Origin of the sequence: Aureibaculum sp. 2308TA14-22 (genome assembly GCF_040538665.1) — a bacterium.
In the GTDB taxonomy this organism is placed as follows: Bacteria; Bacteroidota; Bacteroidia; order Flavobacteriales; family Flavobacteriaceae; genus Aureibaculum.
Genome location: NZ_JBEWXT010000001.1, coordinates 2363417 through 2376718 on the forward strand (window position 1 = coordinate 2363417; position 13302 = coordinate 2376718).

The 13302-nt window shown below is 31.6% G+C and carries 14 protein-coding genes; 10 read left to right on the forward strand and 4 right to left on the reverse strand.

Annotated features, from left to right (window positions below; genetic code table 11):
• Positions 1-11 precede the first annotated feature (11 nt).
• From U5A88_RS10540 to U5A88_RS10550, 3 genes are read right to left on the reverse strand one after another with little or no spacing between them, the layout of a single operon-like run.
• On the reverse strand, positions 12-1481 hold the full coding sequence (locus tag U5A88_RS10540; RefSeq protein ID WP_354206229.1) for a tagaturonate reductase: 1470 nt from the start codon (positions 1479-1481) through the stop codon (positions 12-14).
• Positions 1482-3134, reverse strand: a complete 1653-nt coding sequence (locus U5A88_RS10545; RefSeq protein ID WP_354206231.1) for a UxaA family hydrolase — start codon at positions 3132-3134, stop codon at positions 1482-1484. It lies immediately after the preceding gene.
• Between the two features lie 2 nt (positions 3135-3136).
• Positions 3137-4147, reverse strand: a complete 1011-nt coding sequence (locus U5A88_RS10550; protein WP_354206232.1) for a zinc-binding alcohol dehydrogenase family protein — start codon at positions 4145-4147, stop codon at positions 3137-3139.
• Between the two features lie 279 nt (positions 4148-4426).
• Between U5A88_RS10550 and U5A88_RS10555 the strand changes: the two genes are divergently transcribed.
• Positions 4427-4759 (forward strand): c-type cytochrome, encoded by a 333-nt coding sequence (locus U5A88_RS10555; protein ID WP_354206234.1) that lies wholly within the window; start codon positions 4427-4429, stop codon positions 4757-4759.
• A 2-nt stretch (positions 4760-4761) separates the two neighbouring features.
• On the opposite strand, the gene U5A88_RS10560 is transcribed toward U5A88_RS10555, so the two are convergent.
• Positions 4762-5106 carry a hypothetical protein gene (locus tag U5A88_RS10560; protein WP_354206236.1) on the reverse strand — a complete coding sequence of 115 codons (345 nt, stop codon included), beginning with the start codon at positions 5104-5106 and terminating at the stop codon, positions 4762-4764.
• A gap of 152 nt (positions 5107-5258) precedes the next feature.
• Between U5A88_RS10560 and U5A88_RS10565 the strand changes: the two genes are divergently transcribed.
• From U5A88_RS10565 to U5A88_RS10605, 9 genes are all read left to right on the forward strand, one after another.
• A complete protein-coding gene (locus U5A88_RS10565; protein ID WP_354206238.1) occupies positions 5259-6353 on the forward strand; it encodes a tyrosine-type recombinase/integrase in 1095 nt (364 codons plus the stop codon).
• A 65-nt stretch (positions 6354-6418) separates the two neighbouring features.
• A complete protein-coding gene (locus tag U5A88_RS10570) occupies positions 6419-8005 on the forward strand; it encodes a hypothetical protein (protein ID WP_354206239.1) in 1587 nt (528 codons plus the stop codon).
• Positions 8006-8227: 222 nt separating this feature from the next.
• The gene (locus tag U5A88_RS10575) at positions 8228-8845 is read left to right on the forward strand and encodes a hypothetical protein (protein WP_354206241.1); all 618 of its coding nucleotides are present in this window, start codon (positions 8228-8230) and stop codon (positions 8843-8845) included.
• Between the two features lie 151 nt (positions 8846-8996).
• Positions 8997-9419, forward strand: coding sequence for a VOC family protein (locus U5A88_RS10580; RefSeq protein WP_354206244.1), 423 nt, complete (start codon positions 8997-8999; stop codon positions 9417-9419).
• A 174-nt stretch (positions 9420-9593) separates the two neighbouring features.
• The gene (locus U5A88_RS10585) at positions 9594-10370 is read left to right on the forward strand and encodes a hypothetical protein (RefSeq protein WP_354206245.1); all 777 of its coding nucleotides are present in this window, start codon (positions 9594-9596) and stop codon (positions 10368-10370) included.
• Positions 10371-10521: 151 nt separating this feature from the next.
• Entirely contained in the window at positions 10522-11220 is a 699-nt protein-coding gene (locus U5A88_RS10590; RefSeq protein WP_354206246.1) for a hypothetical protein, read from the forward strand.
• 146 nt (positions 11221-11366) lie between these two features.
• Positions 11367-12005, forward strand: a complete 639-nt coding sequence (locus U5A88_RS10595) for a hypothetical protein (RefSeq protein WP_354206247.1) — start codon at positions 11367-11369, stop codon at positions 12003-12005.
• A gap of 119 nt (positions 12006-12124) precedes the next feature.
• On the forward strand, positions 12125-12568 hold the full coding sequence (locus tag U5A88_RS10600; protein ID WP_354206249.1) for a GNAT family N-acetyltransferase: 444 nt from the start codon (positions 12125-12127) through the stop codon (positions 12566-12568).
• Positions 12569-12729: 161 nt separating this feature from the next.
• The gene (locus U5A88_RS10605) at positions 12730-13131 is read left to right on the forward strand and encodes a RidA family protein (RefSeq protein ID WP_354206251.1); all 402 of its coding nucleotides are present in this window, start codon (positions 12730-12732) and stop codon (positions 13129-13131) included.
• Positions 13132-13302: the final 171 nt, after the last annotated feature.

Here is a 13302-nt window from a genome sequence, read left to right on the forward strand (position 1 = left end):
TTCTTACAAAATCACAAAGTCGTTTGTTGTTCAAAATTGTTTAAGGCCACCCTCATCCCATTATCCAAAATAGTATTGAGATGGTCAACAATTACTAACCGTATGCCTTTATATTTATTTAAGTCCTCCTCCCAAAAATCAACATTTGCCAAAACCTTTTTTGTAAGGTCTTCTATTTCTAAATCTCCTCTATCATGTAATTCCCAGAGATTGGTAAAAAAATCTAAAACTTTTTTATCATCCTTTAGAGCAATTTTTTCTCCACATCGATCTCCTTTGTAAAAAGCAATGAGTGCCGCTAAAGAAAATAACAACTTTTTTGGCAAAGCATTTTCTCTTTTAATAAATTCTACAACAGAAGGCAAAACCCTTGTTTTGTACTTGGCAACAGCATTTAAGGAAATACTCATCAATTCATGCTCCAAATAAGGGTTTTTGAACCTATCCAATACATCATTTGCAAATTGGTCTAATTCCTTTTTAGAAAAATCTAATGTAAGGCAAATTTCATTAAAAATGGCTTCCTTTAAAAATTTCCCCACACTTACATCCTCTAAACTCTCACGTACTTTATCAATTCCGGACAGATAACCTACAGGTACTAAGGTGGTATGTGCCCCATTTAAAATTCGCACTTTTAGTGTTCTATAATTTTGAAGATTAGTAACAAATTTTACGTTTAAATCAGTTTTATCAAAAGGTAATTCTTTTTTTATGCTTTCTGAGTCTTGAGTTTCAATTATCCAACTATGATATATTTCTCCTGCAACAACTAATCTATCGCGATACTGCAATTTATTTTCTATTTCAACTATTCTGTTTTTAGGATATCCAGAAACAATTCTATCTACCAAAGTATTGCAAAAAAGATTAGCTTTCAAAATCCAATTTTTAAATTTATCACCAAGCTCCCATAAATCAGCATACTCAAGAATATTCTTTTGTAATTCTTCACCATTATTTTCAATTAATTCACATGGCAAAATGATGAAGCCTTTTGATAAGTTTCCATTAAAACACTGAAATCTTTGGTGCATTAAAATTGTCAACTTAGCAGGAAATTCTTGGGGTGGTTTATCATTATACTTATCTTCAGGATTAAATTTTATTCCGGCTTCCGTAGTGTTAGAAACAATAAAACGAAGGTTTTCATTTTTAGCAATACTCAAGTATTTTTGCCATTCTGGGTATGGGTTTATGACCTCTTGTACGCAACCGATCACTTTTTTTTCTTCAACTAATTTCTCGTTTTTGATCCCTTCTAAAACCACCGTAAATAATCCGTCTTGCTGTCTTAATTCTTTATAATTTCCTTGCTCTGTGGGTTTTACAATTATTACCCCAGCATTAAAATCTGTCTTTTCGTTTAAAACCTGAACCATCCAATCTACAAAGCAACGTAAAAAGTTACCTCCGCCAAATTGTATTATTTTATTGGGGTAAGTATTCGCTTTTATTATTTCTCTGCTTAGATTTTTCATTTATAAAGAAACACCTCTTTTCCAAGGGATAAAATCATCTTGTCCTTTTAAATTTGCTTTGACCAACACTTCACCACTAGCCACTTTAATAATGTAATTCAGTATTTTTTCACCCATACTTTCAATTGTATCTTCACCTGTTATTACAGTACCCGCATTTATATCTATAATATCATTCATTTTTTTATATAATTCAGTGTTACTTGAAGTTTTTAAAACTGGTGCAATTGGATTACCCGTTGGCGTACCTAAACCCGTTGTAAAAACAATAATGTTACAACCAGATCCTGCCAAGCCCGTTGTGCTTTCAACATCATTTCCTGGTGTACATAACAAACTGAGCCCAGGTTTTGTTACTTTTTCTGCATAGTCTAACACATCTACAACTGGTGAAGTGCCTCCTTTTTTTGCCGCTCCGGCAGATTTCATGGTATCCGTAATCAAACCTTCTTTAATATTACCGGGTGATGGATTGTTTTCAAACCCAGAACCTACCGCAACTGCTGTCGCAGCATAAGAATCCATTATATAAGTAAACTTTTTAGCATTCTCTACAGTCTCACATCTATTAATCAATTCTTGCTCTACACCATTGAGTTCAGGAAATTCTGACAAAACAGCACTTCCGCCTAAAGCAACTAATACATCTGAAGTGTGGCCAAGGGCCGGATTTGCAGAAATGCCTGAAAAACCATCTGACGCACCACACTCTAAGCCCAAAATTAATTTACTTAAAGGTGCTGGTTTACGCTTAATTTTATTTGCTTCGGTTAAACCGATAAACGTTTGTTTTACCGCTTGTTCTATAAAACTGCGTTCACTTTTACTATTCTGTTGTTCTAAAAAATAAATAGATTTAGAAAAATGGGCATCTTTCTTTTTTATAGCATCTTGCAAAATAGAAATCTGTGCATTTTGGCAGCCCAAACTCAATATAGTTGCTCCTGCAACATTACTATTAGTAATATAGCCTGCCAGCAGATTACAAAGTGTATCAGAATCTTGACGAGTACCACCACAACCTCCATTATGCTTTAAAAACTTTATACCATCAACATTCTGGAATAATCTATTCCTTTTCAGCTCCTCTTTTGGAGTAACAATAGGGGTATTTAAAATAACTTCTGCTGATGCTCCATTCTTATATTGTTCAATTAAAACATGAGTATCTACAGTAAAATCTTTTTTAGTTTGATAGCCTAAAGCTTCTGCCAAGGCACTTTCAATAACATCTATATTTCTGTTTTCGCAAAAAACCAAAGGAATTACTAGCCAATAATTTGCGGTACCTACGCTTCCATCTTTTCTGTGATAACCATTAAAAATACTGCTTTTAAATTTAGAAATATCTGGTGCTTTCCATGAGTATTTTTTTTTGGAGTCTTGATATTCTTTAGAAGTATGTTTACAATTTATGGCGGTAATTGCCATTCCTTTTTCAATTGTCTGAGTAGCTTTACCAATTAAAACACCATACATAAAAATTTCATCGCCTACATTAAAGTCGTTCAGGGCAAACTTATGTTTAGATTTTATATCTTCTTTAAGAATTACTTCTTTATTGTTGATTGTCGCTTTATAACCTTTTTTTAAATCGGATATAGCTACTACAATATTATCATGGGGATCAATTTGGATATAATTTTTTGACATCTCTATTTGAAATTTACCATAGCCTTTATAACACCAGCTTCAGTATTCAGCCAACTATCAAAGTTAGAAATCATATCTAAATAATGAACATTATGAGTAATAAAAGAATCTGTGGGAAATTGATCTAATACATTGATTACATGTTTAAAATCCTCGGTAGTGGCATTTCTACTGCACATCAAAGTCATTTCTTTGGCATGTATGGCTGGGTGGTTATATGTTAATTCACCTTTAGATAAACCAACCAATACAAACCGACCTCCATGAGCCATATAACTTGGCCCGGTTTCTAATGCCTTTTTATTACCAGAAGCATCAAATACAACAGTAGCTAGCTCGCCATTGGTTATTTCCAAAACTTGTTTCACAGGGTTATCGCTTACATTTATAATATAATCTACACCAATTTTTTCTTTTGCATATTGTAATCTATTATTGTTCATATCTAAAACAATTACCTTGGCTCCTTCTATTTGTGCCAGTTTAGCAATACCAATACCAATTGGTCCACAACCAATTACTACAACATATTCTCCTTTTTTTAACTCTGCTCTTCTAATGGCGTGAGCACCAATAGCTAAGGGTTCTACTATTGCCATTTGATTGTCACTTAAATGATTGGCTGGCAATAAAATATCTACAGGAGCTGTAATTTGTTCTTGCATACCACCATCTGTATGTATGCCTAAGACTTTTATATTTGTACAGCAATTAGTTTTACCATTTCTGCAGGCAACGCAACTATTGCAACTGAGATAAGGCATAATTACAACTTTGTCTCCAGCTTTTATCCCTTTTTCATTTTTATCAATTTCCAAAACTTCAGTTGCTAACTCATGACCTAAAATTCTTGGATAGGTGAAAAAAGCCTGATTACCAGTATACGCATGTAAATCAGTACCGCAAATCCCCACCTTTTTTATTTGTAATAGTGCTTCGCCATCCTTTCTAATAGGGTTTTCTTTCTCTTTCAGTAAAAATTCCCCAGGTTTTTTACACACAATATATTTCATCTATAATTTAGTTTTTCTGAAATTGGCGTATTTGTTGCCTAAAAGTTTTACAAATTTAAAACAACAGCCTTATAAAGCCACCAAGCAATATACCAATACCGATACTTATTTTACCTTAAAAGTAACTATTCTTTAAAACAACCTTGAACCAATGCAAAACAAATTGATGTTTATGCATTGTAAGTTAACCATTTTGGAAAACAACGTCTTTAAATTAAACTGACAATAAAATCAAATATTAATTGATAAATTCAGTTTATGTATAGTAAAGTCTGTATTATGAAAAAATTACTTATCATTTCGGTTTTTGCTTTTGGTATAATATCATGCTCTTCAGAAAGTGATGACCCTATGGAGCCGCCAGTAAAAGATGTTACCTATAAAGATGATGTAAAAAGTATAATTGATAGTAAATGTATTAGTTGCCATGCCAGTACCCCTCAAAATGGTGCTCCAATGGCATTAGTTGCATCTGCACAGGTTAAAGAGGCCATTGAAAATAGAGATTTAATTGGTAGAATTACAAATGGTTCTATGCCCCCTGGGAATGAAAATTTAACAGCTGCTCAAATACAATTAATTGAAGATTGGGAAAAGAACAGTTTTAAATAAAACTACCTTCTAATAATTAAAATTTCATCGTCAGAAAACTCCATCCAAGCAAAATCGTAAACATAATGGTACATTTTTCCATGTTTGTTACTATTAAAATGTGTTATATATTTAAAATTAAATTTCTTTTTGGCCAAGACTAATCTCTTTATTTTTTTCTGATAATTATTTTTACCCAAAAGTTCTAATAAAATTGATCTGTTTCTATGTAAAATTTTATCAATTTCTTTTGCGTTAATTTTAGTAACCCTTCTTAAATTGGTATGATAATAATTTTTGCATTTTACAGAACAAAAAATTTTATCAGTTCTTCCAATTATTAATTTTTTACAAATTTTACACTTCATAACCTCTCAAAGGTATATATTTTAATTGAAAAAACATATAGTCGTTTTTAACGGTTAACAAACGGTTAATACATTTTTACAACCTACTTTTTAATCAAGTTTGCCTAAATTTACATTCCATCACCATTCCATTAACCATAAAAACTATTGCAATGGACGTACCTATTATTTACGAACCTTTAAAAAATGCCAAACGTATAAAAATTTATATTCCCTATGAGTTGCATGAGGTAAGGAAATCGTTTAAGCAACTAAATTCTACCTATTGGCATCCCAATCAAAAGTTATGGTCTATAGTTAATACTAAAGAGAACTTGGCTCATGTAAAAAAAATATTTAACGGTAACTTTAGTACAAGTGCTGAAAAACTACCTATACCTATTAAGGAAGTTGTTTTGAACGAGAAAGCTATTGATACACTTTTAGAACTAGAAAAAACGCTGACGTTAAAGCATTATGGACAATCAACCATAAGCAATTATAAAAAAATGTTTTCTGTTTTTTTAACAAAATTTATGCACCATGATCTTAAACAAATAAGTAAAGAACAGATAGAGCAGTTTATATTTGATCTTATAAAACAAAATAATATTAGCGAAAGTTATCAAAATCAGCTTATTAACGCAATAAAAGCATATTATGAGCATGTATTGGGTTTGCCAAGAGAGTATTACGATATAGAACGTCCTAAAAAAAGTAAAAGCATACCTAATGTTCTTAGCCAACAAGAAGTTTTAAGCATATTACAATATCATACCAATATAAAGCACAAAGCTATATTATGGACTATATATAGTGCAGGATTACGAATTTCAGAGTTAATTAATTTAAGAGTGGTTGACGTACATTCAGAAGAAGGCTATCTATTTATTAAAGATAGTAAAGGCAAAAAAGACCATAAAACCATTTTATCTGACAATTTGGTTGATTTATTAAGAAAGTATTATAGACTTTATAAGCCATCATACTGGTTATTTGAAGGGAAAACCGGTGGTAAATACAGTACTACCAGCGTTAGAGCAATATTTAGAAAGGCCGTTACTGAAACTAATTCAAACCCTTGGGCAACAGTACATACTTTACGGCATAGCTTTGCAACGCATTGTATAGAAAACAATGTAAACTTAAGGCATTTACAAAATATGTTAGGACACAATTCGCCTAAAACAACAGAGTTATATACCAAAACCATTCAAATAAACAATAAAAATATAAGTAGCCCACTAGATAGTTTACTTAAAAAATAATATATTGCAACTATAACGGATATAACCGCAATGCGGTTATACAGTTGTTGGCAACAAGCTAAAAAATGACCGTTTCAGAATTAAAAAATACAGCTAAAAAACATAAAAATGAAGGCGACTTTGTTAAGTCAATGGAACTGTATGAAGAACTCTGGAAACAAGAAAAAAACGAATGGAATGGTTATTTTCTCGCTCAATTATATCGCAAGTCAAACAATTTTCATAAAGCAAGAGATTTACACAATCAACTTGCCCAAACTTATCCAAACTTCAAACCTTTAAAAACCGACAAGCTTTGGTTGGATTACAGCGAAAAAATCAAAGATTGGGATAATCCTGATTTGGTTTCAGATGCAGAAGATATTTTGTCAAGAACAAATCAACACGATCAATACGAAGGAAATATTTATAGAAAAACTGTTTTAAGTACAGTTCGCTATTTGTGTTATAAAAATGACCATAATGAGGCATATAATTGGCTGCTAAAATTAGATCAATCTAAGATTAGTAATACTGGCTTCCTATATGACGGACAATGGTTTCCTGCTGATAGAAAAGTTTACTTTATTAGACTTGCTGATGTTTTAATAATTCTTGGAAAGTATATTGAATATATCGATGATTGTTTTGAAAAATTGGATTTTTCGCCTATAAAATTAAGACAATTTAAAAGCCATTTAATCGAGTCTATCACTTATGACGATTATATATCACGTGTAAAATTGGCAAGATATATAAAGAATTTTCAAGAAGAATTCGAGTTGCGTGAAAAAAAGAATTTAAAAAACATATATAACCCTAACAAGACTATTTCAGTAAGCGATTTAAGTCAATATTTATTTTGTCCAGTTAGTTATGCCATAAATGCAACTTACGAAATAGATGCAAATGACACTTGGGAAAAGGACGAATGGCTTGGAAATCGAAGAAATTTTAGTGACAGACATAGGATTTATAATCAACATAACGATTTCAAAAAAGCATTTGACGATTCTGACATTCTCATAAATGATGAACTTAAAAAGGATTTTGACAATTTATTTAACTCAAAATTAATAGTTGACAATGTTTCAAAAAGCTTACTTCAACTTTTTACAGACAGTCAAAAATCCATTGTTGGAGCACCAGATTATATATTAAAGAATAGTAATGGAAATAACATAGTTATAACAGAGAAATTTAGCAGTATTCATTCAGCTGATTCACAGACACCTTTTGACAGCGATTTAGTTAAACATTTTGCCTATTTGGAAAAATTTGACAAAATGGATTTAGATTTTGGTTACTTCATTACTTGGTATTGGGAATTAATTGACATTGAAACAAACACAGGAAGAATTAAAAAGAAAATAAAAATAACATCTTACAGAATTGTAAAAGTTGAGCGAAATAATACCAATTCTAATAAACTTAATAACGCCTTAAACCGAGTTAAAAGCCTAAAAACTACTAAATCAATGCAAATAGATGCGGACAGAATTTCTTACGCAAATAAATGTTTTAGTTGTAGCGTATTTAGTTATTGTAATCATAAAACTGGAAGATTCGACCAAATTAATTTACCTTACGAATTGACCGAAATAAAGGAAATAAAAAAAGTAGAACCAAAAAAACCTGACAACGGAATTGAAGATGATGATTTACCATTCTGACAAAGCCAGTTGCCAACAATGTATATAAAACATAGCTATTACAGGCTTTCCGAGAGGTTTGTATGTGTTTGCAAAGACCGCCAAATTTTTAAATTTGGCTTTTAGTAAAATAAAGATAAAAAGAAAATTTAAAAATTCGGCTCGTGTATAATCCGAAAAGTTAGCGTCTATTTACACGCTACGTTTCATATACGAGACCGTTGGCAAACATTAAACAGAACTATGCGGAAATTTGAAAATGTTGAATATACAAAGCCTTTTGAATTACTGCTTTTATTTACTTCAACATTACTTGTGTTTTCTGGAATGTTATTCTTGCTAAATAGAATTATGGATTTTGGATTGATAAAAGGAATTTTAGCGTTGGTTATAGCTGGACTTTTTTTCTACATTTTCAAAAAGAAGTTTATAGTAAAAATTTCAGATTTTGAATTAACATCAAATAGATTGGAATGGAATAATAAAAGTGTTGATTTTAAAAATTTGGAGTATTATAAAATTCATTGGATGAAAGGAGCTGGAATAAAATTTAAGCTCAAAAACGGAAAAAAATTACGAATAAGCTCGAATGATAATTTCTGCAATTCTGAACAGTTTGTGAGTTTATGCCAAAATATTGACTCAAAGCTCTTGACTTATAACAACGGACAAATAATAAGAAAGAAATCATTTTTTGAATCTAAACAAGGCTATTACTTTACAGTTATTATGTCTGTTTTGTTTATAATTGGAACTATTTTTAAATCGATTACAGACGAGAAATTTAATTTTGGAAATATTACATTAATTTTTGTTTCCTTAGCAATTGTATGGAGTGGAGTTAAATGGAAAAGAAAATAACGATTTGCCAACAACGTGTATAATCAATTGCTTGGTTATCGCCTACTTGGAAATTCCTTCGGAATTTCCTCTGGTTCGTTTCTTATTTACTAACTTAGTTCCTAACCAACGCAACTAACCATACACAACAACGTTGTGTGTAATTTGAGAAATGAAGAAAATAGATAATGAAATAGCAATTGAATTTTTAGACCACGTAGCTATTCGAGTTGTTGATATGGAAGCCTCTGCAATTTGGTACGAAAAAGTATTGGGACTAAAACGTTATCAATTACCTGAATGGGGAGACTTTCCAATCTTTTTACTTTCTGGAAAATCTGGAATTGCATTGTTTCCTGCGAATACAACTGACACTAAACTTGAACCAACTTCAAAAAATGTAAAAATTGACCATTTTGCATTTAATGTGACAAGTGAAAATTTTGAAAAAGCTAAAAAAAGATATACCAAATTGAATTTGGAATTTCACATCCAAGACCATCATTACTTTGATTCGATATACACAAAAGACCTTGATGGACATACTGTTGAATTAACGACTATTAAAGTGAATGAACGAGAATTTTATAAATAAAAAACTACACACAACAACGTGTATAATTAATTGCTTTGGCAAGTGCCTATTTGGAAAATTCCTTCGGAATTTTCTCGCGTTCGTTTTTGTTTACTAAATTAGTTGCTTAAACACGCAACTAACCATACACAATACCGTTGCCAGTAATTTGAGCGAACGAACAAGAATTGAACAATGAACAAGGAAAAATGCTACAAATGTGAACGAAAAGCGACTTCAAGAGAGCACGTTCCACCGATTTGCTTATTTCCTGAAATGAAGGACACAAATGGAATTAATTTTAGAAAAGATTTAATTACAGTTCCTTCCTGCGATATTCATAATTCGAAAAAATCAGACGATGACGAATTTCTTTTATTGTCTTTATCAGGTTTAATGAAAAATAATCCTGTTGGAAATTTTCATCAATTAACTAAAGCAAACAGGTCGTTAAAAAGAAAAAATAAGGATTTTATAGAAAAGCAAATTTTGAGAAATCACAAATATGCTAAAATCAAAACCACAGATGGAAAATTTCGACTGGTTTCAATAGGAAATCCGAATTCTGAAAGACTTATTAATTGTTTAGAGCATATCGCTTATGGACTTTTTTATCAAGAGTTTAAAGAAAGATTTGAAGGAGAAACAAAAATGGTATTGGAATTTATTGAGTATGCGGACGAAAATATGCAGACATTCAAAAAGTTTCTTAAAAAGAGTTTTGAGCTAGAAAATGAACTGAATAGAGGAATTAAAGGCGAGAATCCGAAAGTTTTTTACTATCAATTTCTTGACCCAGATAATTTTGGACTGATTGGCTTGCGAATGGTTTTTTATGAAACTGCTGAAACCTATGTGTCTTTTAAAGGAAAAAATGCGACAGAACCATTTGACTTGGGAATGAAATTTATGCAAGGTGGATTTAAAACAACATTTGAAGTCGGAGATGAAAAATTTGAATTTAATAAATAAAAAACTACTGGCAACAACGTGTATAGCTCATTGCGGCTGAATTCCTATCGGAATTCAACGCTTATTCGCTATCTTTGGGCAATGGCGGAAAGAATCCTGTGGATTTTTCCGCAACGAGCCATACACAAACTCGTTACCTGCAAGCTGAAAAATGAGAATCCGAAAAAACATACAGATAATAATGATTTTGCTTATTTGCTCTTGCAATGAGAAAGCGGAAAAGCAAAAACCTGAACTGAATTCTGAACCAAATATCGAATCTAAAGCTGAATTAAAGACAGAATCGGAATTAGATACTGATTATTCAATATCTGCTGAACTTTTTGCAAAAGACGTTTTGAAAGAAAACTTAAGAAAGCATACTTTCGATATCGCAGATTTAAAAAAGCCTGTACACGCCCAAATTTTTTATAATGTTGGACTACAAAAAATAGAAGCATATTCTAACAAGAATTATCCGAAAAACTCTGAACCTAATTATTACGAACATTTCACTCTTTTTGTTGCTACTTATCATAGTGAGATTAATGCACTAAAAACATTTGAATTATTAAAGCAAGTTTCTAAAAAGAGCTTTAGTGAATGGCAACAAATTGACAAGGAAGTTTCTCTTCGAGCAATTGCACTTAATGTCGGAACAAAACCAGGCGGAATGATAATCCAATCGGGAAGACAGATATTTAGTTTAGTTAAGACTTGCCGAGAAACACCAATTGGCGGAACTTGGAGTGATTACGAAAAGAAGTTTATTAAATATTTGACTAAACGTGGTGATGAAGAATTTAAGGTTTTGAATTCACATTGTGGAATGAATAAATACGAATTAAAAACAATAAAAGCCAGCAGGTAACACCGTGTATAATTCATTGCTAGTTCTAGCCTACTTGGAAATTCCTTCGGAATTTCCTCTGGTTCGTTTTTGTTTACTAATTTAGTTGCTGAAACACGCAACGAAATCATACACAAACACGTTGTGCGTCATTTGAGAAAACCGAAATGCTAAAGATATTTAAGCAAAATATTAAATCTGAATATCAGGAAAGATTAAAAAAATCGTTTCCAAAAGAATTGCATACGGACTTGAATGAAGTTTTGAAAATATTACCATTCGAAAATAATCAAGTCAAATTATGTGATGGACAAACTCACAAAGTTGACAATCTGATTCACGAATTGGAATTGAATATTGAATTTGACAACGAAACCCTAACAATTCCTTATAGACTTTACTTTAACGAACCAAATCCAGAATTGGAAAAGTCTTTGACTGACAAACAAAAAGACATTTTAAATTGTATTTATTTGCGTCATCACAATGGATATTTAAGAGAAAAACGACTGAATTTAATATCTGATAGTTCAGAAAAGTGGACTGTTCCATTTATAATCCATTTAATTGGCGAATACGTTTATGAATTGCTTCCGATTATTGACAAAAAAATAAACGAAAATACTTTGGATTATTACGCTGAATTTAGAGATGAAAACCCTAAATATTGGCAACAGACTGAAAGTAGAATGATAAGCTATTGGAATGAATATTATAGATACAAATTCCCGAAACTGAAAGAATATTTGGGATTTGAAATTGTTAACCGAATAAAAAAACGAACGCACAACAATGGCTATAAGTAATTGCTTGTTCTCGCCTACTTCTGAAAATCCTCGCGGATTTTCAGCTTGGTATGTACTTGCAAAGTTAACCGCTAAACCACGCAACTACTCATAGCCGAGACCGTTGGCAGTAATTGAAAATGAAGAATCAAGTAGTTAAAATAAATAAAACGGAATATAAGGAAGTTGTAGATGTTTGGGAAGCTTCAGTAAGAGCTACTCACCATTTCTTAAAAGATGGAGATATTGAATATTTCAAGCCTTTAATTCTAAACAAATACTTGGATGCAGTTGAGTTAAGATCTATAAGGAATAGAAACAATGAAATCATCGGATTCTCTGGTGTGGCTAATCATAATTTAGAAATGCTATTCATTCATCCTGATCATCGAGGGCAAGGAATTGGAAAAAGATTATTAGAATTTTCCATTAATGAAATGGAAGTTGATAAAGTAGATGTAAACGAAGATAATAAACAGGCCGTCGGATTTTATCTTCATAACGGTTTCAAAACCGTAAACCGATCAGAACTCGACTCTTTGGGAAAGCCCTATCCGATATTGCATATGGAATTAATAAAATAAAAACTACTGCCAACAATACCTATAATTAATTGCTGGGGATTTTCCTGCGGAAAATCCACGCATTATTACTATGTTTAGGTTGCAGCGGGAAATCCTGCGGATTTCTAAGGTCGTTACTAATCATAGCCGAGACGTTAGGCACAAGTAAGAAAAAAACCAATATGGTAAGAAGTACAATTAATCCAGAAACACTTTTTAATTCAACCCAATACGGGTTTTCACAAATTACAATTTCAACGCCTGGGAAAATAGTATTCATCTCTGGTCAAGTTGCATGGGATGAAAACCAGAATATCATTGGAGGAAATGATTTAGAAAAACAAACTCGAAAAGCAATTGATAATCTGAAAATTGCTATTGAATCCGTAGGTGGAACTATGGAAAATATTATGATGCTAAGAATTTATAAAGTGGATTACCAGAAAGAAGATGGACCAATTATCACTTCAATACTCAAAGAAAATTTTGGTACCAGAAATCCACCTGCGAGTACATGGGTTAGTGTAAAAGGACTTGCAAACGAGGGATTTATGATTGAAATAGAGGCTCAAGCTGTCATCTAAAAATTAAATATAGAGAAAGCACTTAAAGCAATATTCAATACGTAACGGGAGAAAGCAATTGTAAAATTGAAAGAAGCCTGTGCCTAACAAAGTGTATAGTTCATTGCTTCGGATTTTTATTGAACTATCGAAAATCCTCACGGATTTTCCCTCACCCCAACTTTTTTGCTA

What these genes read in the sequence shown, in the direction of transcription:
- U5A88_RS10540 (WP_354206229.1), bottom strand. Translation starts at nt 1,481, where the DNA reads ATGAAAAATCTAAGCAGAGAAATAATAAAAGCGAATACTTACCCCAAT.
- U5A88_RS10545 (WP_354206231.1), bottom strand. Translation starts at nt 3,134, where the DNA reads ATGTCAAAAAATTATATCCAAATTGATCCCCATGATAATATTGTAGTA.
- U5A88_RS10550 (WP_354206232.1), bottom strand. Translation starts at nt 4,147, where the DNA reads ATGAAATATATTGTGTGTAAAAAACCTGGGGAATTTTTACTGAAAGAG.
- U5A88_RS10555 (WP_354206234.1), top strand. Translation starts at nt 4,427, where the DNA reads ATGAAAAAATTACTTATCATTTCGGTTTTTGCTTTTGGTATAATATCA.
- U5A88_RS10560 (WP_354206236.1), bottom strand. Translation starts at nt 5,106, where the DNA reads ATGAAGTGTAAAATTTGTAAAAAATTAATAATTGGAAGAACTGATAAA.
- U5A88_RS10565 (WP_354206238.1), top strand. Translation starts at nt 5,259, where the DNA reads ATGGACGTACCTATTATTTACGAACCTTTAAAAAATGCCAAACGTATA.
- U5A88_RS10570 (WP_354206239.1), top strand. Translation starts at nt 6,419, where the DNA reads ATGACCGTTTCAGAATTAAAAAATACAGCTAAAAAACATAAAAATGAA.
- U5A88_RS10575 (WP_354206241.1), top strand. Translation starts at nt 8,228, where the DNA reads ATGCGGAAATTTGAAAATGTTGAATATACAAAGCCTTTTGAATTACTG.
- U5A88_RS10580 (WP_354206244.1), top strand. Translation starts at nt 8,997, where the DNA reads ATGAAGAAAATAGATAATGAAATAGCAATTGAATTTTTAGACCACGTA.
- U5A88_RS10585 (WP_354206245.1), top strand. Translation starts at nt 9,594, where the DNA reads ATGAACAAGGAAAAATGCTACAAATGTGAACGAAAAGCGACTTCAAGA.
- U5A88_RS10590 (WP_354206246.1), top strand. Translation starts at nt 10,522, where the DNA reads ATGAGAATCCGAAAAAACATACAGATAATAATGATTTTGCTTATTTGC.
- U5A88_RS10595 (WP_354206247.1), top strand. Translation starts at nt 11,367, where the DNA reads ATGCTAAAGATATTTAAGCAAAATATTAAATCTGAATATCAGGAAAGA.
- U5A88_RS10600 (WP_354206249.1), top strand. Translation starts at nt 12,125, where the DNA reads ATGAAGAATCAAGTAGTTAAAATAAATAAAACGGAATATAAGGAAGTT.
- U5A88_RS10605 (WP_354206251.1), top strand. Translation starts at nt 12,730, where the DNA reads ATGGTAAGAAGTACAATTAATCCAGAAACACTTTTTAATTCAACCCAA.